Origin of the sequence: Streptomyces sp. NPDC059455, assembly GCF_042750115.1 — a bacterium.
GTDB classification, from domain to species: domain Bacteria; phylum Actinomycetota; class Actinomycetes; order Streptomycetales; family Streptomycetaceae; genus Streptomyces; species Streptomyces endocoffeicus.
In genome coordinates, this window is sequence record NZ_JBHYVB010000024.1 from 1 (window position 1) to 23,691 (window position 23,691).

The 23,691-nt window shown below is 70.8% G+C and carries 18 protein-coding genes and 4 pseudogenes; 15 read left to right on the forward strand and 7 right to left on the reverse strand.

The genetic code is table 11. The features are described from left to right. The first annotated feature begins 165 nt into the window (after positions 1-165). From ACFXB5_RS11360 to ACFXB5_RS11400, 9 genes and pseudogenes are all read left to right on the forward strand, one after another. On the forward strand, positions 166-1,227 hold the full coding sequence (locus ACFXB5_RS11360) for a Rieske 2Fe-2S domain-containing protein (RefSeq protein WP_385205462.1): 1,062 nt from the start codon (positions 166-168) through the stop codon (positions 1,225-1,227). Then, on the forward strand, positions 1,224-1,448 hold the full coding sequence (locus ACFXB5_RS11365; protein ID WP_385205464.1) for a hypothetical protein: 225 nt from the start codon (positions 1,224-1,226) through the stop codon (positions 1,446-1,448). Before ACFXB5_RS11360 ends, ACFXB5_RS11365 begins: the two co-directional genes overlap by 4 nt. Further along, positions 1,445-2,413, forward strand: coding sequence for a PDR/VanB family oxidoreductase (locus ACFXB5_RS11370; RefSeq protein WP_385205467.1), 969 nt, complete (start codon positions 1,445-1,447; stop codon positions 2,411-2,413). Before ACFXB5_RS11365 ends, ACFXB5_RS11370 begins: the two co-directional genes overlap by 4 nt. A gap of 151 nt (positions 2,414-2,564) precedes the next feature. Continuing rightward, the gene (locus ACFXB5_RS11375) at positions 2,565-3,590 is read left to right on the forward strand and encodes an ABC transporter substrate-binding protein (RefSeq protein WP_385205470.1); all 1,026 of its coding nucleotides are present in this window, start codon (positions 2,565-2,567) and stop codon (positions 3,588-3,590) included. Between the two features lie 73 nt (positions 3,591-3,663). Further along, complete coding sequence (locus ACFXB5_RS11380; protein WP_385205473.1) at positions 3,664-4,551, forward strand: siderophore-interacting protein; 888 nt, start codon at positions 3,664-3,666, stop codon at positions 4,549-4,551. Positions 4,552-4,930: 379 nt separating this feature from the next. Next, the gene (locus ACFXB5_RS11385; protein ID WP_385205475.1) at positions 4,931-6,553 is read left to right on the forward strand and encodes a pyridoxal phosphate-dependent decarboxylase family protein; all 1,623 of its coding nucleotides are present in this window, start codon (positions 4,931-4,933) and stop codon (positions 6,551-6,553) included. A gap of 26 nt (positions 6,554-6,579) precedes the next feature. After that, entirely contained in the window at positions 6,580-7,887 is a 1,308-nt protein-coding gene (locus ACFXB5_RS11390) for a lysine N(6)-hydroxylase/L-ornithine N(5)-oxygenase family protein (protein WP_385205478.1), read from the forward strand. Next, positions 7,884-8,438, forward strand: a pseudogene (locus ACFXB5_RS11395) (GNAT family N-acetyltransferase); the annotation flags it as partial. The gene ACFXB5_RS11390 and the pseudogene ACFXB5_RS11395, both read left to right, overlap by 4 nt. A 173-nt stretch (positions 8,439-8,611) precedes the next feature. Then, a complete protein-coding gene (locus ACFXB5_RS11400; protein ID WP_385205481.1) occupies positions 8,612-10,399 on the forward strand; it encodes an IucA/IucC family protein in 1,788 nt (595 codons plus the stop codon). Between the two features lie 29 nt (positions 10,400-10,428). Here ACFXB5_RS11400 and ACFXB5_RS11405 read toward each other — a convergent pair. Both ACFXB5_RS11405 and ACFXB5_RS11410 read right to left on the reverse strand, forming a co-directional pair. Then, positions 10,429-13,041, reverse strand: a pseudogene (locus ACFXB5_RS11405) (FtsX-like permease family protein); the annotation flags it as partial. Then, entirely contained in the window at positions 13,038-13,946 is a 909-nt protein-coding gene (locus tag ACFXB5_RS11410; protein WP_385205483.1) for an ABC transporter ATP-binding protein, read from the reverse strand. The pseudogene ACFXB5_RS11405 and the gene ACFXB5_RS11410, both read right to left, overlap by 4 nt. 150 nt (positions 13,947-14,096) lie before the next feature. Here ACFXB5_RS11410 and ACFXB5_RS11415 point away from each other — a divergent pair. Next, positions 14,097-14,372: pseudogene (locus tag ACFXB5_RS11415) on the forward strand (histidine kinase dimerization/phospho-acceptor domain-containing protein); the annotation flags it as partial. Positions 14,373-14,547: 175 nt separating this feature from the next. Further along, positions 14,548-14,883, forward strand: a complete 336-nt coding sequence (locus ACFXB5_RS11420) for a sensor histidine kinase (protein WP_385205486.1) — start codon at positions 14,548-14,550, stop codon at positions 14,881-14,883. A gap of 151 nt (positions 14,884-15,034) precedes the next feature. Here ACFXB5_RS11420 and ACFXB5_RS11425 read toward each other — a convergent pair whose 3' ends face one another. Both ACFXB5_RS11425 and ACFXB5_RS11430 read right to left on the reverse strand, forming a co-directional pair. Beyond that, complete coding sequence (locus ACFXB5_RS11425; RefSeq protein ID WP_385205489.1) at positions 15,035-16,531, reverse strand: ATP-binding protein; 1,497 nt, start codon at positions 16,529-16,531, stop codon at positions 15,035-15,037. Then, complete coding sequence (locus ACFXB5_RS11430; protein ID WP_385205492.1) at positions 16,532-17,209, reverse strand: response regulator transcription factor; 678 nt, start codon at positions 17,207-17,209, stop codon at positions 16,532-16,534. Between the two features lie 239 nt (positions 17,210-17,448). Here ACFXB5_RS11430 and ACFXB5_RS11435 point away from each other — a divergent pair, with 239 nt between their 5' ends. The 3 genes and pseudogenes from ACFXB5_RS11435 to ACFXB5_RS11445 form a co-directional block, all read left to right on the forward strand. Next, positions 17,449-18,666, forward strand: coding sequence for an AbrB family transcriptional regulator (locus tag ACFXB5_RS11435; RefSeq protein WP_385205495.1), 1,218 nt, complete (start codon positions 17,449-17,451; stop codon positions 18,664-18,666). 60 nt (positions 18,667-18,726) lie between these two features. After that, complete coding sequence (locus tag ACFXB5_RS11440; RefSeq protein WP_385205498.1) at positions 18,727-19,176, forward strand: hypothetical protein; 450 nt, start codon at positions 18,727-18,729, stop codon at positions 19,174-19,176. 217 nt (positions 19,177-19,393) lie between these two features. Beyond that, positions 19,394-19,823 (forward strand): annotated as a pseudogene (locus ACFXB5_RS11445) (aspartate kinase); the annotation flags it as partial. Between the two features lie 31 nt (positions 19,824-19,854). Here the strand turns inward: ACFXB5_RS11445 and ACFXB5_RS11450 are convergent. After that, positions 19,855-20,583: an alkaline phosphatase family protein gene (locus ACFXB5_RS11450; protein ID WP_385205500.1), complete on the reverse strand. Its 729-nt coding sequence runs from the start codon at positions 20,581-20,583 to the stop codon at positions 19,855-19,857. 444 nt (positions 20,584-21,027) lie between these two features. On the opposite strand from ACFXB5_RS11450, the gene ACFXB5_RS11455 reads away from it, so the two are divergent. After that, on the forward strand, positions 21,028-21,915 hold the full coding sequence (locus ACFXB5_RS11455; protein ID WP_385205503.1) for a glycosyltransferase family 39 protein: 888 nt from the start codon (positions 21,028-21,030) through the stop codon (positions 21,913-21,915). Positions 21,916-22,323: 408 nt separating this feature from the next. Here the strand turns inward: ACFXB5_RS11455 and ACFXB5_RS11460 are convergent, their stop codons facing one another. Together ACFXB5_RS11460 and ACFXB5_RS11465 are read right to left on the reverse strand one after the other, a co-directional pair. After that, positions 22,324-23,256 (reverse strand): M48 family metalloprotease, encoded by a 933-nt coding sequence (locus ACFXB5_RS11460; RefSeq protein ID WP_385205506.1) that lies wholly within the window; start codon positions 23,254-23,256, stop codon positions 22,324-22,326. Then, positions 23,253-23,621: a BlaI/MecI/CopY family transcriptional regulator gene (locus ACFXB5_RS11465; protein ID WP_201858592.1), complete on the reverse strand. Its 369-nt coding sequence runs from the start codon at positions 23,619-23,621 to the stop codon at positions 23,253-23,255. The genes ACFXB5_RS11460 and ACFXB5_RS11465 overlap by 4 nt, the downstream gene beginning before the upstream one ends. Positions 23,622-23,691: the final 70 nt, after the last annotated feature.

Below are 23,691 nucleotides of genomic sequence, written 5' to 3' on the forward strand. Positions count from 1 at the left end.
GGAGTACATCGCGGAGTTGATGCCGATGATCTGGCCGCTGGTATTTTTAACCGCGACCCCGCGCGGGGGGCGCCACCACACCGCGGCCCCCCCCCCCCGCGCGCCCCTTCCACTCAGTGGAAGGGCCGTTGCCCGTGCGTGACGGGCGTCACCACGCTGGCACGCATGACCGCCTTCGCGAAAAACCAGTGGTACGTCGCCGCCTACGGCCGCGAAATCGGCCGCGAGCTGCTGGGGCGCACCATCCTCGACGAGCCCATCGCCTTCTACCGCGCCGAGTCCGACGACAAGGTCATCGCACTCGCCGACCGCTGTGTGCACCGCCGCTATCCGCTCACCGCCGGTCGGCTCGACGGTGACACGGTCGTCTGCGGCTACCACGGCTTCACCTACGACACCGGCGGCACCTGTGTGTTCGTACCGGGCCAGAAGCGCGTCCCGCGCACCGCCCGGGTCCGCTCCTACCCCGTGGTCGAGCAGGACTCGCTGGTGTGGGTGTGGATCGGGGACCCGGCGCTCGCCGACCCCGGCACGGTGCCGCGCGCCCCCTGGCTGGCCGATCCGCGCTGGACGACGGTGGGCGGCATGGAGCCGATCGACGCCGACTACGGACTGCTCGTGGACAATCTGCTGGACCTCTCCCACGAGACGTATCTGCACGGCGGCTACATCGGCACCCCCGAGGTCGCCGAGACCCCGATCACCACGGAGGTCGACGAGGGCGCGGGCGTCGTCCGGGTCAGCCGACACATGGACGACGCCGAGTGCCCGCCCTTCTACGCCCGTTCCACCGGCATCGAGGGCCGCATCACCCGCTGGCAGGACATCGAGTACCACGCGCCCTGTCTGTATCTGCTGCACAGCCGGATCGCCCCGGTCGGGGTACTCCCGGAACCGGACGGCTCCGATCCGAACGCCTTCCATGTGGAGATCACCTACGCCATCACCCCGTCCACCGACCGCCATGTGTACGACTTCTGGGCCGTCTCACGGGACTTCGCGCAGGGCGACGAGGAGGTGTCCACGTTCCTCCACGACCTCAACCGGACCGTGGTGCTCCAGGACGTGGCGGCACTGAACGTGCTCCAGAAGGCGCTGGACACCGAGCGCGAGGGCTACCAGGAGCTCAGCATCAACATCGACACCGGCGGACTGGCCGCGCGCCGCATCCTCGCCCGCCTCGCCGCCGAAGGGGAGAAGACCGCGCCCGTGGTGGCGTCCCCGTGAGCGGCACGCCCACGGCGGAGGTGTACCGGATCGACTGGCTGCCCGGCACCGATGTGCTGCACGGGGTCTGCCACTGCGGCGCCGAGCGCACCGCGGAGGACCCGGTCGAACTGTGGCAGTGGATGCTCGCCCATCCCAGTGGGCACCATCCCAGCGGGCACCATCCCGCCGGTCCCTCTGAACACCAGCCCACCGGCCACCGGAAGGAGCCCCGTTCATGAACCCCGGCGGCGAGTACGAGGACACCCTGCTGGTGGCCCGCAGGGAGGAGGTGGCCTCGGACGTGGTGGCGCTGACGCTGCGCCACCCGGCGGGCCGTGACCTCCCCGCCTGGGAGCCCGGCGCCCATATCGACCTGGTCCTCGACACGGGGCTGACCCGGCAGTACTCGCTGTGCGGCGACCCCGCCGACCGCGCCTCCTGGCGGATCGCGGTGCTCCGCGCCCCCGCCGGGCGCGGCGGCTCCGCCCGGGTGCACGACACCGTCACCGAGGGCAGCACGGTGCGGGTGCGCGGGCCGCGCAACCACTTCGCGCTGCGCCCGGCGGCCCGTTATCTGTTCATCGCGGGCGGCATCGGCATCACGCCCCTCCTCCCCATGACGGCAGCCGCCGAGGCCGCGGGCGCCGACTGGCGGCTGCTCTACGGCGGGCGCACCCGCGCCTCGATGGCCTTCGCGGACGAGCTCGCCGACCGTCACGGCGACAAGGTGCGCCTGGTGCCGCAGGACGAGGAGGGGCTGCTCGACCTCGTGCCGTATCTCACCGCCCCGGCCGGTCCCGGCACCCTGGTCTACTGCTGCGGCCCCGAGCCGCTGCTCCAGGTCGCCGAGGAGGCGTGCCGCGGCTGGCCGGAGGGGTCCCTGCGCACCGAGCGGTTCCAGCCCCGTACGGACGACGCGGGCGGTGAATCGGGAGGCCGGGCCTTCGAGTTGGTGCTCACCCGCTCCGGGCTGACGCTCACCGTGGAGCCGGAGCGCAGCGTGCTGCGCACGGTCGAGGCGGCCGGGGTACCGGTTTTGTACTCCTGCGAAGAGGGCACCTGTGGGACGTGTGAGACGGATGTTGTCGAGGGGGAGGTGGACCACCACGACTCCGTGCTCACCGACGAGGAGCGGGCCTCGGGCGAGACGATGATGATCTGCGTCTCACGCTGCCATGGCCCGCGATTGGTGCTGGACCTGTGAATCCGCCCTGAACGGCCGTATGGGCCCCTCGATGTGAGGTTCGGAACGACCCCACCCACTGGACAAGTAGGTTGGTTAGGCTAACCTAACTACGTCCTCGGGTTGCCGTCCCGTGACCACGTCCCCGTATGCATCGAGAGAGAGCACCTTCATGCACCAGGCCAGAGCACTCCCCCTCTCCCGCCGCGGACTGCTCACCGCGGGCGGCGCCCTTGGACTCGGAGCCCTGGTCACCGCATGCGGGGACAACGGCGGTTCGGGCTCCGGCGGTGACAACGGCGGCGGCTCCTGGTCGTTCACCGATGACCGCAAGAAGAAGATCAGCCTCGACAGCCCGCCGCGGCACATCGTCGCCTACATCGCCGCGGCGGCCGCGCTCTACGACTTCGGCATCGAGAAGCAGATCACGGGCGTCTTCGGCCCGACCACGCTGAAGAACGGCAAGCCGGACGTCCAGGCGGGCGACTTCCCCATCGACCAGGCCACCTCCCTGGGCAACACCTGGGGACAGTTCAACGTCGAGAAGTACGCCTCACTCAGCCCCGATCTGCTGATCACCAACATGTACGACCCGGGCGCGCTCTTCTACATCCCGGACGACAGCAAGAAGAAGATCCTGCAGCTGGCCCCCAGCGCCACCATCACCACCGGCCGGGTCTCCATGCTCGAGCCCATCAAGCGCTACGCCGCGCTCGCCGAGGCGCTCGGGGCCGACCCGAAGGCCAAGAAGGTCACCGACGCCAAGGCGCGGTTCGAGAAGGCCGCCGAGACCCTCCGCAAAACCGTCAAATCGCACAAGATCAAGGTCATGGCCTGCTCCGCCAGCGCCGATCTCTTCTATGTCTCCAACCCGAAGATCAATGCCGACCTGATCTACTTCAGCGAGCTCGGCGTCGACTTCGTCGTCCCCGAAAAGCCCGACAAGGGCGGCTACTTCGAGAGCCTCAGCTGGGAGAACGCCGACAAGTACGACGCCGATGTGCTCTTCCTCGACAACCGCACCGCGACCCTCCAGCCCGAGGCCCTGACCTCCAAGCCGACCTGGTCCAAGCTGGCCGCGGTCAAGGCCGGTCAGATCACCCCCTGGAGCAGCGAGCCGCGCTTCTCGTACGCCGGCGCCGCCCCGCTCGTCGAATCCCTCACCAAGGCCATCCAGGACGCGAAGAAGGTCAGCTGACGGCCAGCTGACGGCCAGTCGACCGGCTGGCCCCCGGCCTCCCCACGGCAAGCGAAGGGAAGACCCCCCTCCCATGACCACCGCAGCCATCAAAACCGCCACCACCACCGCCATCCCGTTCCGGTTCTTCGACGCCCGGGTCGTACGGACCCGCTCGCTCGGACCGTCCATGGCGCGGATCACCTTCGGCGGCGCCTGTCTGAAGGGCTTCACCAGCGGAGGCCGCGACCAGCGCTTCAAACTCTTCCTGCCGCACCCCGGCCAGACCGCCCCGGTGGTGCCGGTCGAGGCCGGGGACGGCTGGTTCACCTCCTGGCGGGCGATGGACCCGGCCGAACGCGGCATCATGCGCTCGTACACGGTGCGCCAACAGCGCCGCGACCCCGACGAGATCGACGTGGACTTCGCGCTCCACCACGACAGCGGCCCGGCCGCCCGCTGGGCCGCGCGCGCCGAGGCCGGCGACCGCGTCACCCTGCTGGGCCCGGTCGTGGAGGACAACGGCGGGGTGGACTTCCGGCCACCGTCCAGGACCGACTGGGTGCTGATCACCGGCGACGAGACCGCGCTGCCCGCCATCGCGGGCATCCTCGAATGGCTGCCCGCCGACTTCCCCGTCAAGGTGTGGCTCGAGGTCCAGCACGCCGAGGACATCCAGGAGCTGCGCACCGCGGCGAAAGCCGAGATCACCTGGCTGGTCCGGGACGCCGTGCCCCCCGGCACCCCGCGCTCCGCCCTGCTGCTGAACGCGCTGGGCGCCACCGAGCTGCCCCACGGCACGCCGTACGCCTGGATCGCGGGCGAGGCGGGAACGGTCAAGGCGCTGCGCCGCCACCTGGTGCGCGAGCGCGGCTTCGACCGTAAGGCCGTCACCTTCACCGGATACTGGCGGCTGGGCGCCTGTGAGGAGCAGCTCGTCGAGGAGGCCGTGTCGGGCACCGGCCCCGCGACCGACGACTGACCCCCGTCGCCGTACCCGCTCTCCATCCCCACAGCTGAATCCACAACCGCGGCGCACAACCGAATCCATCTGAAGGGCCGCGGCCGACCGACCGCTGGACGCCAGGCGGCCGACCGACCGCTGGACGCCAGGCGGCCGACCGACCGCTGGACGCCAGGCGGCCGACCGCTCGGCGCGCCCCCGCACGCCCTGCCGCCACCTCCAGCGCCCCCGCGCGCCCTCCCGCCGCGTCCAGCGCCCCCGCGCGCCTACCAGGACGTCAGGCCACCAGGCTGTCAAGCCGTCAAGCCGCAGGCCGCAGGCCGCCCCTCCCCCACCCAGCCGCATGCCCGCCGCGCCGTCCGCACGCCCGCATGCTCGTTTCCAGAAGGGACAGACCGTGAGTTTCCTCGCGCAGACCGCTGAGGACCCGTCGCCGGAGCCGATACCCGGGGCGGCGGATGGCAGGGCCCACCTCTTCAACGGCCGTACGGCGGAACGGTATCGGCGCTCCGTGACCGACGGCGTCGGCCTGGTGGCCGCCACCGTCGCCCGCGCCGAGCGCCCCTTCACCGGCATCACCCCCGCCGAGCTCGCCCCCGAGATCTCCGGAATCGACCTGGAGCGCCCGCTCGGCGATCCGGATGCCGCGCTCAAGGAGCTGGAGAGCGTCTATCTCAAGGACGCCGTCTACTTCCACCACCCGCGCTACCTGGCCCACCTCAACTGCCCGGTGGTGATCCCCGCACTGCTGGGCGAGGCCGTCCTCTCCGCCGTCAACTCCTCGCTCGACACCTGGGACCAGAGCGCCGGCGGCACCCTGATCGAGCGCCGGCTGATCGACTGGACCGCCGAGCGCATCGGCCTCGGCGAGGCCGCGGACGGCATCTTCACCAGCGGCGGCACCCAGTCCAATCTCCAGGCGATGCTGCTCGCCCGCGACGAGGCGTGCACCCTGGTCGAGAAGGAGGCCATCGCCGCCGGCGAGACGATCGCCAAATCCGCGGTCCTGCCCCGGCTGCGCATCCTCACCTCCCAGGTCAGCCACTTCTCCATCCAGAAGGCCGCCGCCATCCTGGGGCTCGGCTACGAGGCCGTCATCCCGGTCCCCTGCGACCAGGACCGCCGGATGCGGACCGTCTCCCTCGCCCATGAGCTGGACCGCTGCCGCCGCGAGGGCCTGATCGTCATGGCCGTCGTGGCCACCGCGGGCACCACCGACTTCGGCTCCATCGACCCGCTGCCCGAGATCGCCGAGCTGTGCGCCCGGCACGGCACCTGGCTGCACGTGGACGCCGCGTACGGCTGTGGACTGCTGGCCTCCCCGACCCGCCGCCACCTGCTGGACGGCATCGAGCGCGCCGACTCGGTGACCGTGGACTACCACAAGTCCTTCTTCCAGCCGGTCAGCTCCAGCGCCGTCCTGGTCCGCGACCGCGCCACGCTGAGCCACGCCACGTACCACGCGGACTACCTCAACCCCGAACGCAGCGTCGAGAAGCTCATCCCCAACCAGGTCGACAAATCCATCCAGACCACCCGCCGCTTCGACGCGCTCAAGCTCTGGCTGACGCTGCGGATCATGGGCTCGGACGCCCTCGGGGCACTCTTCGACGAGGTGGTGGAGCGGGCCGCCGAGGCATGGGCCCTGCTGGACACCGATCCGCGCTACGAGGTGGTCACCGAGCCCCAGCTGTCCACGCTGGTCTTCCGCTACGTACCGCCGTCCGACGGGCCGTGTGACCGGCCGTGCGACGGGCCGTGCGACCCGGACCTCGTCGACCGCGCCAATCTGCACGCCCGGGACGCGCTGGCCGCCTCCGGTGCGGCGGTCGTCGCCGGAACGGTCGTCGACGGCCGTCACCACCTCAAGTTCACCCTGCTCAACCCGGAGACCTCGCTGAGCGACATCGCGTATGTCCTCGACCTGCTGGCCGAACACGCCGGTCAGTACCTGGCCCTCCACATCGAGCCCGAGATCGAGCCCGAGTTCGGCGGCCCCCGCCACTCGCGCGCCAGTTGAGCCCCTTCACCCCGCCGGAGAACCTCGTGCCCACCCCGCACACCCACGACTTCATCGCGGTCGGGCTCGGCCCCTACAACCTGGGCCTCGCCTGCCTCACCGAGCCGATCGACGAACTCGACGGGCTGTTCCTGGAGAGCAAGCCCGACTTCGACTGGCATCCGGGCATGCTGCTGGACGGCGTCACCCTCCAGACCCCGTTCATGGCCGACCTGGTGACCCTGGCCGACCCCACCTCCCCGTACTCCTTCCTCAGCTACCTCAAGGAATCGGGGCGGCTGTACTCCTTCTACATCCGCGAGATCTTCTATCCGCTGCGCGCCGAGTACAACGACTACTGCCGCTGGGCCGCCGCGAAGCTCCCGTCCGTCCGCTTCGGCCACCAGGTGACGAGCGTCGAGTACGACGAGGCCGACGGCCTCTACACGGTGCGCGCCCTGCGTCCCGCGAGCGGCGAGACCACCACGCACCGCGCCCGCCATCTGGTGCTGGGCACCGGCACCCCGCCGTACCTGCCCGAGGTGTGCCGGGGCCTCGGCGGCGATCTGCTGCACAACACGGACTACCTGGAGAACAAGCAGGCGCTGCAGTCCAAGGAGTCCATCACCGTCGTCGGCAGCGGCCAGAGCGCCGCCGAGATCTACCAGGACCTGCTCGCCGACATCGACTCCTGTGGCTACCGGCTGAACTGGGTGACCCGCTCCCCGCGCTTCTTCCCGCTGGAGTACACCAAACTCACCCTGGAGATGACCTCGCCCGAGTACGTGGACTACTTCCACGCGCTCCCCGAGGACACCCGCTACCGGCTGGAGAGCGAGCAGAAGGGCCTGTTCAAGGGGATCGACGCCGACCTCGTCAACGGCATCTTCGACCTCCTGTACCAGAAGAGCGTGAGCGGCCCGGTGCCCACACGGCTGCTGACCAACACCGCGCTCACCGACGCGGCGTACGACGAGCGGTCCGCCACGTACACCCTCGGGCTGCGCCACACCGAACAGCAGCGGGACTTCTCGCTCACCACCCAGGGGCTCGTCCTGGCCACCGGCTACCGCTACCAGGTGCCCGCCTTCCTGGACCCGGTGCGCGACCGCATCCGCTGGGACCGCCACGGCCGCTTCGACGTCGCCCGCAACTACAGCGTCGACACCACCGGACGCGGCATCTTCCTCCAGAACGGCGCCACCCACGCCCACAGCCTGACCTCCCCGGACCTGGGCATGGGCCCCTACCGCAACTCGTGGATCATCCGTGAGCTGCTGGGACGGGAGCACTATCCGGTGGAGAAGTCCATCGCCTTCCAGGAGTTCGGCGCACCGGACGGAGCCGTGTCATGACGCCTCCGCCGATCTTCGAGCACAAGGACCCGCACCTGGGCACCTTCGCCCTGCTCGACCTGGACCCGGCGGCCGACGCCGCGCTGCTGCACGGCTGGGTGATCCACCCCAAGGCGTCCTACTGGATGATGCGGGAGGCGGACGAGACGGAGGTCGCCGCCGAGTACCGCAGGATCCACGAGCATCCGCACCACGAGGCGTTCATCGGACTGCACGAGGGGCGCCCGGCGTTCCTGGCCGAGCGCTACGACCCGTCGCGGGTCGAACTCGCCGGTCTCTACCCCTCCCGGCCCGGCGACGTCGGCATGCACTTCCTGTGCGCGCCGACCGACACCCCGGTGCACGGCTTCACCCTCGCCGTGATCACCGTCGTCATGGAGTTCTGCTTCTCCGACCCGGCCGTCCGGCGCGTGGTCGTCGAGCCCGATGTGCGCAACGACGCGGTGCACGCGCTCAACGCGGCCGTCGGCTTCGAGATCGTCGAACAGATCGCCAAACCCGAGAAGGACGCCTACCTCAGCATCTGCACCCGCGAGCGGTTCGAGGCCGCGCGCACCGCACTCGCGGCCGATGCCGCACGGACCGCACGGGACGCACGGACCGCCCGGACCGCACGGACCGAAGAGACCGACCGGACCGAAAAAGAGACCGACCGGACCGCCCGGCCCGAAGAAGAGACCGACCGGACCGCCCGGACGGCCCGCGACGCCCAAGGAGTGACCCGATGAGCCCCCGCGACGCCGTCGCCCACCTCACCCCCGACCTGTGGGACCGGGCAGGCCGCCTCCTCATCCGCAAGGCCCTCGCCGAGTTCACCCACGAGCGCCTGCTCGCCCCCGAGCTCGCCCCCGACGGCCGCTACGCCGTGACCAGCGACGACGAGGCGGTGACCTACCGCTTCGCCGCCCAGATCCTCTCCCTGGACCACTGGCTGGTCGAGGCGGACAGCATCACCCGCCACGACCGGACCGGCGCCGAACTCCCCCTGGACGCACTGGACTTCTTCATCGAGCTGCGCGGGCGGCTCGGCCTGAGCGAGGACGTCCTCCCCGTCTACCTCGAGGAGATCAGCTCCACCCTCTCCGGGACGGCCTTCAAACTGGCCGGCGAGCCGGAGGCCGCCGCCCAGCTGGCCAAATCCGGCTTCCAGGAGATCGAGACGGGAATGACCGAGGGCCACCCCTGCTTCGTCGCCAACAACGGCCGCCTCGGCTTCGGCATCCACGAATACCTCTCGTACGCCCCCGAGACCGCGAGCCCCGTCCACCTGATCTGGCTCGCCGCCCGCCGCGACCGCTCCACCTTCACGTCCTCCACGGACCTGGACTACGACGCCCTGGTCCACTCCGAACTGAGCGAGGAAACCCGGACCCGCTTCGCGCGGACCCTCACCGACCTCGGCCTGGACCCGGCCGACTACCACCTGCTGCCGGTGCACCCCTGGCAGTGGTGGAACAAGCTGTCGGTCAGCTTCGCCGCCGAGGTCGCCCGGCAGCACCTGGTGTGCCTGGGCCCCGGCGACGACGAGTACCTGGCCCAGCAGTCGATCCGGACGTTCTTCAACACCAGCGACCCGTCCAAGCACTATGTGAAGACCGCGCTGTCGGTGCTGAACATGGGCTTCATGCGGGGCCTGTCGGCGACGTACATGGAGGCGACGCCGGCCATCAACGACTGGCTGGCGTCTCTGATCGCCTCGGACGAGACCTTCCAGTCGAAGGGCTTCTCCATCATCCGAGAACGAGCCGCCATCGGCTACCACCACCGCCAGTACGAGACGGCCACGGCGAAGGGCTCGCCGTACCGCAAGATGCTGGCGGCCCTGTGGCGCGAGAGCCCCGTCCCGTCCCTGGAACCCGGCCAGCGCCTGGCCACGATGGCGTCCCTCCTCCACACCGACCCCGACGGCGCCTCCCTCGTCAGCGCCCTCATCGAGGAATCCGGCCTCACCCCCGCCACGTGGCTACGCCGCTACCTGGACGCCTACCTCACCCCGGTGCTGCACAGCTTCTACGCCTACGACCTGGTCTTCATGCCGCACGGCGAGAACGTCATCCTGGTGATCGAGGACGGCTCCGTCCAGCGCGTGATCTTCAAGGACATCGCCGAGGAGATCGCCGTCATGGACCCCACCGCGGTCCTCCCCCCGACCGTGGAACGCATCCGCGTAGACGTCCCCGAGGACAAGAAACTCCTCTCGATCTTCACGGACGTCTTCGACTGCTTCCTCCGCTTCCTCAACGGCATCCTCGTCAGCGAGGGCCTCCTGGAGGAAGACACCTTCTGGCAGACGGTCGCCGACTGCGTCCTGTCCTACCAGGACTCGGCCCCCCACCTCGCGGACAAATTCGCCCAGTACGACATGTTCGCCGAGGACTTCGCCCTCTCCTGCCTCAACCGCCTCCAGCTCCGCAACAACCGCGAAATGGTAGACCTCCAGGACCCGGCGGGCGCCCTCCAGCTGATCGGCACACTGAAGAACCCGATCGCGGGATTGGGCGCAGGAGCCTGAGCCACGGCCGGCCGGGCGGATCTGCGGACTCCGCTCAGCGCCGCGCCGACGATGGCCGCGAGGGCCGCCGCCAGAGTCAGGGCCAGATACGGCCAGGGCACGGCCACGGCTTCCGGTGGTGGATCGAAGACGCCGGTGAGTACCTTGACGAGCATCTGGGTCAGGGCCCAGCCGATGAGCGCGCCTCCGGCCAGGCCCGCCGCGGTGAGCGTGGCGGCCTCGCTGAAGACCAGTCCCCTGAGCTGCCGCCGGGTGGCGCCGAGGACGGTGGCGATGGCGAAGGTGCGGCGCCGTTCGGCGAGGCCGAGAGCGAGGACGATGCCGCCCGCGCCGGCTGCCAGAAGGACCGCGAAGGCGAGTTCGATCCGGGTGAGCCCGGACAGGTCCACGGAGGTGAGGCTGGACCCGACCTGAGACCGGGTCTGGGTGATGTCGGTGACCTTCGCGGAGGTGCCGAGCTGGTGGCGCAGCCGCGCGGCGACAGCCTTCTGGTTGCCGCCTCCGGTGTCCACCAGGAAGGTGCCGACCGCGTCGCTACCGGTGGTCTTGGCGATGTAGCCGGCGTTGGCGACAAAGAAGCTGTCGCGCGGTGCGGTGGGGAATTCCTTGACGACGCACGCGTAGTGGAACGGCACAGTGTGGAACGACTTGGTGTGGGCGTCTTGCAGCCGCAGCTTGAGCGTGTCGCCGGGGGCCAGTTGGAAGTCCTTGACGGTCTCTTCGCTGACCAGGAGGGAGTCCGGCCGGGTGGCCAGTTTGGACATCAGGCTCTTGGCGCTGCCACCACTGAAGTAGGCGTTCTGGAGGGAGGTGGCGGAGGTGACGGTGGACGGCCGGACCCCGTACAGGTCCTGCAAATCCGCTCCGACGTAGGCGAACCGGTGCTGAAGCGGTTCCACGTGGCGCACCCCCGGGATCGCCGCCAGGGGGTTGGCCGCGCTGGGTCCGGTGCGGGAGCCCGGTGACTGGGTCACCGTCACATCGGCGCCGTTGGTGAGCCGGGCGTCGACCTCGGCCTGCTGCCGGTAGGTGGAGTTGAACGCCGCTGTGGACACGGCGAAGGACAGGGCCAGCGCGAGCAGCACAATGGCCCGGGCCAGCGGGCGACGCTGCCGGGACAGGCTCGCCGCGGTGGTTCCGGCCATGGCACCGGTCAGTGGCCGGACCAGCCGGGCGAGCGGACGCCGCCCGTGGGCCAGGGCGAGCGTCACCAGCCGCCACAGCAGAAGGGCGGAGCCGAGCCAGAGCAGGGCCGGCCCCAGGAAGGCCCAGTACGACACGGAGATGGTGGGGACGCCTTCCGGGGCCAGGACCAGGGAGTAGTTGTTGGAGCTGGATGCGCGGAAGACGAAGTAGGACACGGCCAGCAGGATGAGGTCCGGGTAGAACTTCATCCAGCGCGGTGTGCCCGCCCGGCCCACCACCCGGCGGGCCTCGGCGACGGTGCCCTGCCGCAGATCGCGCACCGCGGGCACCAGGACGGCCGCCGCGGCGATGACCAGCCCCAGCAGCAGGGCGAGCGCGAACCAGCCGGCCGCCGATGCCGCGGTGGAGCCGAAGGACGCCGTACCGAAAGCGGCTCGGCCCACGCCCGCGGCGATACCGATGCCCAGTAGGCCCCCGACCACGCCGACGGCGGCGGATTCGGTCACCGCGAGACCGACGACCTTACGGAAGCCGAGCCCCCGGGTGCGCAGCAGGGCCTGCTCGCGCCGTCGCCGGTCGGCTCCGGCTCCGGCCACCGTCGCGGTCAGCAGGGCGGCCAGCACCGCCCCGGGCACGCCGAGGAAGAGGAAGAGGATCTGGGCGTAGAGGGCGTCCTGGCGTGCGCTGTCGAGCGCGGCGCCGAGATTGTCGCCGACCAGCCCGCCACCGGCGGTACGCGCCTCGGTGTTGTGTGCGGCACCGGTCACCGCGGTGTACGCGGCGGCGGGGTCCGCGGGCAGCCGGGCGTCCCGGGCGACATGGATCTGTGTGGTGACCGCGGCCGGGTCGGCGGCCTTGATGGGCGCCGTGGTCCTGGTGAACTGTGCGGCGGGCAGCAGGATGACATTGTCGGGTGGCGCGGTGGGCTGGGACTGGGGAGGGGCGCCGACCTTCTGGAAGAGGGAGTCGGCCTGGGGCAGGTCGACCACTCCGGCCACCTTCACATGGGCCGGTCCGCTTCCCGGGCGGCCGATGGTGACGGTGTCCCCGGGGGCGACATGCAGATTGGCCGCGGTCTGCTGGGCGATGAGCACCCCGGAGGCGCTGCCCGTGAGCTGCCGGATCTCACCGGGGAAGGCGGAGCGGTAGCCGGGCGGCAGACCGAGCACGACCCCCGGGCCGGTGCTCTGAGTGGATCCGCCGGTCCTGGCGTGGAAACCGGTGCTGTGCGCGAATCCGACGGGGAGCGCGGTGCGTGTGCCGGGCGCGGACCGTACGGTGTGCAGCACCGAGGCCGGTTTGGCGCCCGGCTGGACCTGGACCTGCCAGCCGACCGCGACCGAGCGCACCGCGCGGTCGGTCATGGTGGATTTGGAGGCGGTCAGAAAGGAGCCGAGCGCGGCGACCAGCGCCACGGCGAGCGAGATGCCGAGCGCGGCGGCGAGGAGCCGGCCACTGCGGCGCCGGACGAGCCCGGACAGCCAGGTAATGATCACGATGTCTCCCCTTGTGCCGCGTTCGGCCGCGCCCGCGGCGCGGCGCGCGGTGTGGAGGCGGCTGGGGCGGGGGCCGTGGTGGCCAGCCGCCCCTCGTGCATGGGCCAGCGCTCGGTGAGGCGTTCGCCGACGGTGGGATCGTGGGTGGTCACCACGAGCGCGGCGCCCAGTTCGGCCGCGGTGTCGAGCAGGACGTCCATCACATGGCGGCCGGTGGCGCGGTCGAGCTGTCCGGTGGGTTCGTCGGCGAGGACCACTTTCGGGCGCAGCGCGAGCACCCTGGCCACCGCCACCCGCTGCGCCTGGCCGCCCGAGAGTTCCTCGGGCAGCTTGTCCGCGAGGTCCGCGACACCGACCGCGTCGAGGGCGGAGAGCGCGCGCCGGCGGGCCTCGGGCTCCGCCGTACCCGACAGGACCAGCGGCAGTGCCGCTTTCTCCACCACGTCGAGGGCCGGGATCAGACTCGGGGACTGGAAGACGACGCCGATGTCATGGGCCGTGGCGGGGCGGCCGAGGGCGGGCCAGCCGATCTTCCCGCTGGTGGGCCGTTCCAGTCCGGCCATCAGGTGCAGCAGCGTGGACTTGCCGGATCCGGAGGGGCCCATGATGGCGATGCGGTCGCCGGTCCGTACCTGGAAGGTCGCGCCGTGCACCGCGACGACGGCGTTCTCGCCCCGGCCGTAGGTGCGGGCGGCGTCGCGGCAGTCGATGAGGGTGTCGACGAGGAGGCCGGTGTCGGGGGCCGTGTGGTCGCGGCGTCCGCCAACGTAGCCGGAGAACCGGCGCTGTTCCACGCGAGCGCGGCCGCCCCGGGAAGCGAGCCATCGGTCCACACCGTTCGTGGCATTCCCCTGGGCGGCCAGGGAACGTACCGCGTCGCCGCCGTGTCGGCGGGGCCGGCCCATGCCCCTGAAACCGTGTACGTCGGCCTTGCCGCGGCCCCGGTCGAACACAACGTCGCCCGGCTCACTGTCGAACTGGCCTTCGGCCTCCCGGTCCTTACTGCCCTGATCGCCGCCGCCGGATGGCACATCACCGGCCGTGCCCTGGGGCCGGTGGAACGGCTGCGCGGCCAAGCAGCCGAGATCACCGCCACCGACCTGCACCGGCGGCTCGACCTGCCGCCGCGTACGGATGAGATACAGCGCCTCGGCGCCACCCTCAACGATCTGCTCGCCAGGCTCGACGAAGCGACCGCTCGACAGCGGCAGTTCGTGGCGGACGCCGCGCATGAACTGCGCAGCCCGGTGGCCGCCGTGCGGGCCGAAATCGAGACCGCCACCCGGCACCCCCGCGCCGACTTCTCGGCCCGGCTGCCCGAGTTGCTCGAGGAGACGGTCAGGCTCGGCCGGCTCATCGACGACCTCGTGCGGCTGGCCCGTCTGGACGCCGCCGCAGGCGTGCCGCGCGAGACGGAGATCGACCTGGACGACCTGGTGCGGACAGAGGTCGGGCGGCTGCATCCCCGGTGTGGCCGTCGCCCGCGCCCGCGTTCGCCCCGCACGCGTGCGCGGAGACCCCGACGCGCTGTCCCGAGCCATACGCAACCTGCTCGACAACGCCGTCCGGTACGCCCACCACCACGTGGAGGTCGGCCTCGACACCACGGAAAACGAGGCGGTCCTGTGCGTCCGCGATGACGGCGCCGGCATCCCGCCCGCCGACCGTGACCGGGTCTTCGACCGCTTCACCCGGCTGGATGACGCCCGCAGCCGGGACGCCGGCGGCTCCGGACTGGGACTGGCGATCGTGCGGGAGGTGGCCACTCATCACGGCGGCCGCGCATGTGTGGAGGACGGCGGCCCGGGAGCCCGGCTGGCACTGCACCTGCCCCTTTCGTAAGTTTTACGTAGTTTGCGCCAAGTTTTGCCGTGGCCCAACTCTCGCCGCAGCAAACGTCAACGGCCCTTCTCCAGCCTGGAGAACATCAGTGGTTCGCCCATGCGGAAGGAACACGGCCGCCACCGCCGGACGCTGTCCGAGGCGTATGTGGTCAGACCGGTTTGGGGCCGTCCGGGGCGGGCGGCGGATCGTCGGACAAATCCGGCGACGGCGCGGCGGGCAGGTGAACCACCAGGCGGGCTCCGCCGAGGCCGCCGTCGGCGAGGGGTGGGTCCTGGTCGGCGTAGGCGACGCCGCCGTGGGCGGTGACGACCTTGCCGACGATGGCGAGGCCGAGGCCCGAGCCGCCGGCCTCGCGGGAGCGCGCCTCGTCGAGACGGGTGAAACGCTGGAAGACCCGGGTCCGCTCCGCGGCCGGGATACCCGATCCGTCGTCGCTGACGGTGAGTTCCACGGTGCCGCCGCTCTCGCCCAGGGCCACGCGGACGTGCCGTTCGGCATGGCGGCGGGCGTTGTCCAGGAGATTGCGCACAACACAGCGCAGCGCCTCGGCGTCGCCCCGTACGCGGCCGCCCGAGACCCGCCGGGCGTCGATCTCCGCCCGGGCCAGGGAGCGCTGCCGACGGATCTCGGCCAGCACCACCTCATCCAGGTCGATGACACGCGCGGCCTGGGATCGCGGCCGGGCGGGATCCTCGCTGCGGGCCAGCGCGAGGAGGCCCTCGACGAGGTCGTGCAGCCGCTCCACGTCTTCCAGTAGGGCGGCGGCCACCTGCGGGTCACGGTCCGGATCGGGGTAACTGGACATGACCTCCAGCTGGGCGCGCAGCGCGGTCAGCGGGCTCCGCAGTTCATGCGCGGCGTCGGCGACGAAGCGGCGTTGCGCGACGGAGGCTTCGTCGAGGCGGGCGAGCATGTCGTTGAGGGTGACGCCCAACGCGTGGATCTCGTCCTGACAATCGGGCAGGTCCAGGCGGCGGTGCAGATCGGTCGCGGTGATGTCCGCGGCCTGGCCGCGCAGGGTTTCCACCGGGCGCAGAGTGTGGCCGGCGGTGAGCGAGATCGTCCACGCCACCAGCGCCGTCAGCGCCGGGACACCGATCACCAGGCCGGTGGTCAGACTGGACAGGGTGTGCTCGGCCTGGGCCAGGGACACCGCCACGACGATGGTGGCGGGCCGGTCCCCCACCCGGGTTGGCCGGGCCAGTACGCGGAAGTCCCCTCCGTCGCCGATCTTGAGGTCGTGGAGGGTCGTGGCACGGCCCGCGACGACCTGCGGGGGAAGGGGGTTCGGAAACCCGCTGGGACTGCCCGGGCCCGTGTCGTAATCGGAACTGGCCCGTACCTTCCCCGAGGCGTCGAGCACCTCGACCACGTCGGCGTCCCCTCCGTTGGACGGTATGAGGGAACGCAACTGGTCGTGCCTGATGAGAGCCGAGACGTCGGACAGCCGCTGGCGCCCTGTGGTGTCCAGATCGCGCCACATCGAATACTTGAGGCCGAGCAGCAGCCCGAGACCGGCCGCGACCGTCGCGATGGCGACGGCCGTCGTGGCCCATATGGTGACCCGCGTACGCAGGCTCAGCTTTCTCGTCAGCCGTCGCACCCGGGCGAAGGACAGGCGGTCGGCGAGACGGCGCCGGGACACTCAGCCGCCCTTCCCGTCCAGCCGGTAGCCGACGCCCCGCACGGTCTCGATGACGGACCGGCCGTACGGGGTGTCGATCTTGCGCCGGAGGTAGCCGACGTAGACCTCGACGATGTTCGGGTCGCCTTCGAACCACGCGTCCCAGACCTGAGCGAGCAGGTCGGTCTTGCTCACCACCGTGTCGGGGTGGCGCAACAGGAACTCCAGCAGTCCGAACTCGCGCGGCGTCAGCTCGAGGATCTCCTCACCACGACCGCACCGGTGGGCGGCCGGATCCAGCCAGAGATCACCCGCACGGAGAACCGGCGGCCGCTGCGGGGCGCTGCGGCGCAGCAGCGCGCGGATCCGGGCCAGCAGCACCACGAAGGAGAAAGGCTTGGTCAGATAGTCGTCGGCACCCAGATCGAGCGCGTCCGCCTCGTCGTACTCCCCGTCCTTGGCCGTCAGGATCAGAACGGGAGTGGCGATCTCCGCGGCGCGCAGCGTGCGGCAGACGTCGTAGCCGTTACGCCCAGGAAGCATCAGGTCGAGCACGATCACGGCGTAGTCGTGGTGCCTGACCAGACGGAGGGCCTTCTCACCGTCCTCGGCGATGTCGACGTCGAACCCCTCGGCGCGCAGCCCACGGTCCACCGCGGCGGCGATGTTCTGCTCGTCCTCGACCACCAGCACCCGCACGCGCATCACCTCGTGGCGCCGATCGGTCGGATCCGCCGGAAGGCTGATCCTCCCTTGCGAGTCTAGGGGCCGACGCGCTGGTCGGCCGCGCGCTCTCAGCGGGCTCTCAGGGTCTCCTCAGCGCTCACTCAGGGTTCTCAGCGCCCGCACAGGCCGTACACGGCACAGTGGAAAGTGCCTGCTTACACCGCAGGCGTCGAGTTCAACGGACATGCCGTCAACCGACGAAAGGCGTCAACGTGGCTCCGACTTCCGCGCCGCGGCGAACGCATGAGCGCTCGCCCAGCACCGCGCCGAAGCCCGCCCCGCAAGTCTCCGAGCTCCGCGTCTCCCGCCCGGCTCCCGTCGGACGCTGGGCAATGATCATCGCCGGGGGTTCCGCGGCGGGTCTCACGGCCTCCGCCTTCGGCGTTCCCGCCCCCTACCTCCTGGCCTCCCTGCTGGTCGGCGCCGCCCTGGCGCTGTGCGGGGTGGTCCGCGACCGGCTGCCGGCGCCGGCGGGCCGCGCCTCACAGGCTCTGGTCGGCGCTCTCATGGGCAGCTACCTCACCCCGGCCGCCCTCGTCTCCGCCGCCCCCGTCGCGCTGCCCATGACCGTGGTCACCGCGGCCACCATCGCGCTGAGCGTCGGGATCGCCTGGCTTCTGGCCCGCCGTGGCCGCATCAGTCGGCCCAGCGCCGTCCTCGGTATGGTGCCCGGCGGTTCCGCCGCGATCGTCACCTGCGCCGACGAGCTGAACGCCGACGTACGGCTCGTCGCGTTCACCCAGTACCTGCGCGTCGGCCTCGTCGCCACCACCGCCCCGTTGGCCGCCCACTGGATGACCTCCGGTCGGCCATCGGCCGCATCGGGCCACCCAGGCGGGGGCGGGATCACCGGAACCGGCCTCACGCACCTCGTGGCGGGGGCGGACCAGCTCAGCGGCCTGCTCGCCCTCGCGGCCGTCTGCGCCGCCGGCTCCTGGGCCGGCCGACGGCTGCGACTGCCCACACCCATGCTGATCGGCCCCATGCTGGTCGCCCTCGTCGCCACTCTCAGCGGCGCCGTGCCCGGCTTCGCGCCCGTGGGCGTGCTGCAGAACTTCGTCTTCGTCCTCGTCGGCCTGGACGTCGGCGTACGTTTCACCCGCCAGACGCTCCGCAGCATGCGGCGCCTGCTGCCGCCGATCCTGGTCTGCATGACGGTCGTCTGCCTCGGCTGCGCCGGGCTGGCGTGGGTCTTCGCCGGCCTGACCGGCACACCGTTCACCGACGCCTATCTCGCCACGACACCCGGAGGGATCAACGCGGTCCTCGCCACGGCCGTCTCCTCCCATGCGGACGTGGCCCTGGTCTCCACCGTCCAGAGTCTGCGCTTGCTGGTGGTCGTCCTGGTGACCCCGCTGATCATCCGCCAGTTGGCCGCGAACCGACCGCAACCGCCGTCCCGCGTGGGTGGGGACATGGCACGGACCTGACCGGCTGACGGACTGACCCACACCGACTGACCGACCGCCCAGCCGTCGAAAGGAGTTCCCGTGGAAGCCTCGTGTCCCGCCTCAGGCCAGCGATGGGCCGCACTCGTCGATCGCGGAAACGGATGCGTCGAGACATGCGACATCGTGGAGTGGCGACGCGAGGACGAGGAACTCGTCGGCTACATATGCGACACGGGCGGCGCGGCCCAAGGGGACAAGGGCCGCGTCGTCCGTGCTGACCGCCATCCGGGTTTCCTGACGTACGAACGACGGCCGCAGGTGGTCGGCGCTCTGCCCGGGATGGGGTGGACGGTCTGCTACCGCCTCGACGCACCGCCCGATGGCGCCCCCGGCGCCGATGGCTTCGAACGCCGTCCGGTGCTCGCCTGGCTCGTGTACGACGACGGAACGGTCACGCCGTGCGACGTGGACCACGACGGCCTCGTCTACTGCAGCACGGACGCCCCGGAACTGGCACATGTCGAACCCCCGGACCCGGCGATCGGCTGACCACCGACCCGTGGGTCCGTAAGGTGCGCGGTCGTGGTCTGATGTTGGGGGATCGAGATGGCGAACCCCGGCGACGGCCGGCCCGCGGCCACGAGCGCGTCCGCGATCCAGACCTACGCGCTGCGGCACGGGCTCATCGTCGAACGCGGCGGGCGCGAGGACGCGGTGATACGCCTCCTGCCCCGCTCAGCGTCACTGCCGAGGTCGTGGACACGGCCTGCGCGACGCCGAACGTATCGTCACGGCGCATGAAGCGGGTCACGATGTCGTCGTCATGGTGTCCGCCATGGGCGACACCACCGACAGGCTGCTACAGCTGGCGCGGGAAATGAACCCCGAGCCGTCCTCGCGCGAACTGGACGTGCTGCTGACGGCGGGTGACCGCGATGGCGATTCACACGCTGGAGGCCCAGGGGTGCTCGTTCTCGGGCCCGCAAGCCGGTGTGATCACGACCTCGGTCCACGGTGAAGCCCAGATCATCGACGCCAGACCGGAGCGGGTACGCCGGGCCCTTGCTCGGGGCGCGATCGTGCTGGTGGCCGGGTTTCAGGTCCTCAGCCGGGAAACTGAGGAGATCACCGCCCTCGGCCGAGGTGGCTCCGACACCACGGCGATCGCCCTGGCCGCGGCGCTCAAGGCCGACGTGCCGCGCTGCGGCGGTCCGTAGACGTACCCACTCAGCTCGCCCAGATACCGGTGATGTCCGACGCGGTGGCGGCGTGTCCGGCGTGCGAGGTGCCGTACATGTCCTCGATGGTGCGCAGCACGTCGTAATGGTCGTACCTGGTCGCCGATCTGCTGCCCGCGGCCACCGGCTGGCCGTACAGCACCGTGGCGATCTTGTTCTTGCTGTGCTGGTTGTCCTCGTCGAAGGTCACCACGAGGAGGCTGTTGTGGGTCTCGGCCCAGGCCGCGTAGGCGCCGAGGTGCTTCTGCAGCCAGGTGTCACCGGTGGAGACCGGGCAGTCATGCATGTCACTGCACAGATTCGGGATGACGAAGGAGACCGTAGGCAGCCTGGCGTAGACGCTCGGGAACTGTGCGAACGTCTTGGCACTGGATCGGGGGACGTTGCGGAACCCGAACCACGGGTTGTGCTTGCGCGCATAGCGTCCGCTGTCGCAGGTGGTCGAACCTTGGCTGGGCAGCGACTCGCTGTAGCCGGCCCAGGTCTTTCCGACGGCCGTCAGCTCGGAGGCGAGGTTGGCGGCGGAGCGGAAGCCGGGGGTGTAGCAGCTGTCGTCGGTGATGCCCTGCGTCGCGCCGGAGAAGAGTGCGAAGTAGTTGGGCTGGCTGGGGTGGGCGATGGCGTAGGAGTTGGTCAGGACGGCGCCGCCCCTTCCCAATGAGTTGATGTACGGAGCGCTGGGACTACCGATGATCTGGTCGTACGCGTGATTCTCCATGACGACGACCACGTGATCGGGCGTGGGGACATGTCCGGCCCTGTGCCCGGTTCCTGCGGCTCCCGTCCATGGCGCGGCCACCGCCGCGGCGACGCCGAGGGCGTAAGCGAGCAGACGGACGGTACTCCGGGGGCGTGTTCGGGACGAGGCGATCACGGGGCCTCCGGTCACAGCAGAGCCGGAAGAAATGTCGGTTTTTATTCTTCATGTTCCGGTCGGTCTCGCGCCCGAGGCCCGCGCTCGGTCAGCGCTGCGTAATCCGTGTGGACGGCTCCGGCGCGTGCGGGTGGCCACGAGATGCCATGGTGGCGATAGGACCAGGCAGGACGTGGCGATGTCGCCTGAGTCGAAGCCGCTTCTCGCGTAGGGGATCGCCTCGTGACACCCCGGCCGTCGGCCATCAGCGTCGAATCAGAGGACAGCCCTGCCCTTCGATACCACCGGTTGCGCGCGGCAGCCCGTGACGCGGCGCCCGCTGTGCTGGGCTTCGCCATGGTGCGGGCCGTCGGCGTGGCGGTGCTCCTGTACTGCGGCCACCGGCGTGGAGATCCAGCACTGGAAAGATTGGCGACGATATGGGACGCCGAGCGGTACGGAAATATCGCGGTGAACGGATACGACTGCGGCCTGCCCGTACTCGCGACCAGTCCGCAGGCAGGGAACGCTTGCTCCAACCTGGCGTTCTTCCCGCTGTATCCGGCCCTGATCCGGCTCGTGCACGCCCTGACGTCGCTGCCCGTCCCGCATGCCGCTCTTCTGATCTCCTGGCTCGCGTCCCTGACCGCGGCCTGGGGGATCTTCGCCGTTGCCGCCTGGCGCTACGGCAAGCACACCGGAGTGCTGGCCGCGGTGCTCTGGGGAGCGCTGCCGCATGCCGTGGTGGAGAGCATGGCCTATCCGGAAGCACTGTTCACGGCCTTGGCCGCCTGGTCCCTGTATGCGGCGTTGACCCAGCGCTGGATATGGGCCGGCGTCCTGTGCGCGTTGGCGGGGCTGACCCGGCCCAGCGCGGTGGCCCTGGTGGTCGCGATCGACGGGGCGGCAGCCGTCGCCTTGGTACGAATCCGCAGACGTCCGGCACGGCAGCCGGCAAAGGCAGGATGGCGGCCTTGCCTGGGTGCGCTGATCGCCCCGCTGGGCTGGCTGGGTTCATCACATGGGTGGGTGCCCGGCTCGGCCACTGGGACGGTTACTTCGTCGTCCAGAGACTGTGGCGTTCCCGATTCGACTGGGGGATCACCACAGTCCGCCAGCTGGGCCGGGTCTTCCTTCATCCCACGTCCGTGCCGTTCGCCTGGATGGTCGTGGCGCTCGTGCTGTGCGCCGCCATAGCCCTCGGAGCCGTGACAGTGACGCACGGCCAGCCGCTGCCGCTCGTGGTGTACAGCGTGGGCCTGTTGGATCGCTGTCGGGGACTCGGCGTTCTTCGGCGTTCGGGCCCGATTCCTCCTGCCCGCCCTTCCCTTATTGCTGCCGTTGGCGATCGGGCTGGCCCGAGTCCGCTCCGGCAGCGTGCGCGTCCTCCTGCTCGGCTCGACGACTGCCCTGTCCGCGTTGTACGGCGCTTACCTGGTCTTCGCCGTCGATCACGCACCGTAGTAAGCGGTCACTGGTCCCTGATGCGGCGCGAGACGTCGCGCGGCCCGTGCGCCGGGCGATCTTTTTGACGCCCGCCGCGCCCTCCAGTTCGACGGAACCTGTGGTTGGTTGTCCGGGGATACCGGTTGGGCGCTCTCCGTTTCAGCGGCTTGCCTCGCCCTGGGCGACTTCGATGTCCTGGTGGACGCTGAGTGCGCCGGTCGCCGCAGTGGCGCAGGAGATCACCGCGCAGGCGGCCAGGAGAACGGCGATCCACGGCACGATGCGCGGTGTTCGTGCGGCTGGGGACAGGAGGGCGGCCACACGCCGCGGCACAGGACCTGTGGTCGCCGCCGGTGTGAACGCCGGGCGATGCGAGTCCGCCGCGTGCGCGGCCAGGGCGGCTCGGGCGATGGCGCGGGCGGTCAGGCGCCGGTCGCCGACCGCGGTGGCGGCCGCCTCGTCGGCGGCGCGTTCCGCGACCAGCCGGACCGCTTCACGGACCGCTCGCAAGGCGGGGTGGCAGTGGGCGGCGAGTTCCGCCGCGGCCAGGAAGTAGCGGTGGCCGCCGGTGTTGTGGGCGCGCTCGTGCGCGAAGAGGGCCTCCCGCTCGTCCGGCCGCAGGGCACGCAGCATGCCGGTGGTGACGACGATGCGGTGCGGGCGGCCGGGCAGGGCGTAGGCGTCCGGGTGCGGGGAGTCGACGACGCACAGGTCGCCTGCGGTGGACCGGCGTTCGGCCTGGGAGCGGGCGGTGCGCAGCCCTGCGGCCTGGCGCACCGCCGAGCGCCCGAGCGCAAAGGTGCCGAGCGTGAGCAGACCGGCGGCCAGGGCGGCCACGGGCAGGATCAGCCGTTCGGAGGGCGTCCGCAGAGGGTGGACCAGCTCGCCCAGCGCGGCAAAGGCCGGGATTTTGAGCAGGCCGGTCACCGCGAAGGTGCCGAGTGCCGCGACGGTACCGGCTGCGAGGAGGAGCGCGGAGACGGTGAGGGTCCACAGGGCGGCCACCGGCGAGCGGTGGTCGAGGATCCGGCGGGCCAGGAAAGGCGACGCACAGGGCAGAAGGAGCGGGATCAGCAGGAGCGTGGTCGTCATAGGCCCTCCTCCAGCAGTCGCCGCAGGACCTGCTCGTCGTCCGGGGTGAGCTGGGCGACGAAGCGGGCCAGAGCGCTCTCCCGGTCGCTGTCGCGGGCGAGTTCGCCGTGCATGCGCAGAGCGGTCAGGCCGTGCGGGTCCTGTATGGGGCGGTAGGCGTAGCCGCGGCCCTGCCGCTCCCGCTCCAGGGTCCCCTTCTCATACAGGCGGGAAAGGATCGTCGTCACGGTCGTCCGCGCCAGGCCGGAGGAGAGTTCGGCCTGGACCTGGGCCGGGGTGAGCGGCGTGTCCGAAGCCCACAGGGCGGCCATCACGGCCGCCTCCAGCTCACCCGCGGGTCGGCGCTCGTCCTTCGCGTCGGTCATGGGAACGATTCTCACCCCACCATCGTCTACAGTGACGCAGACCGTCTACAGGATTGTAGTCGGTCGGGGT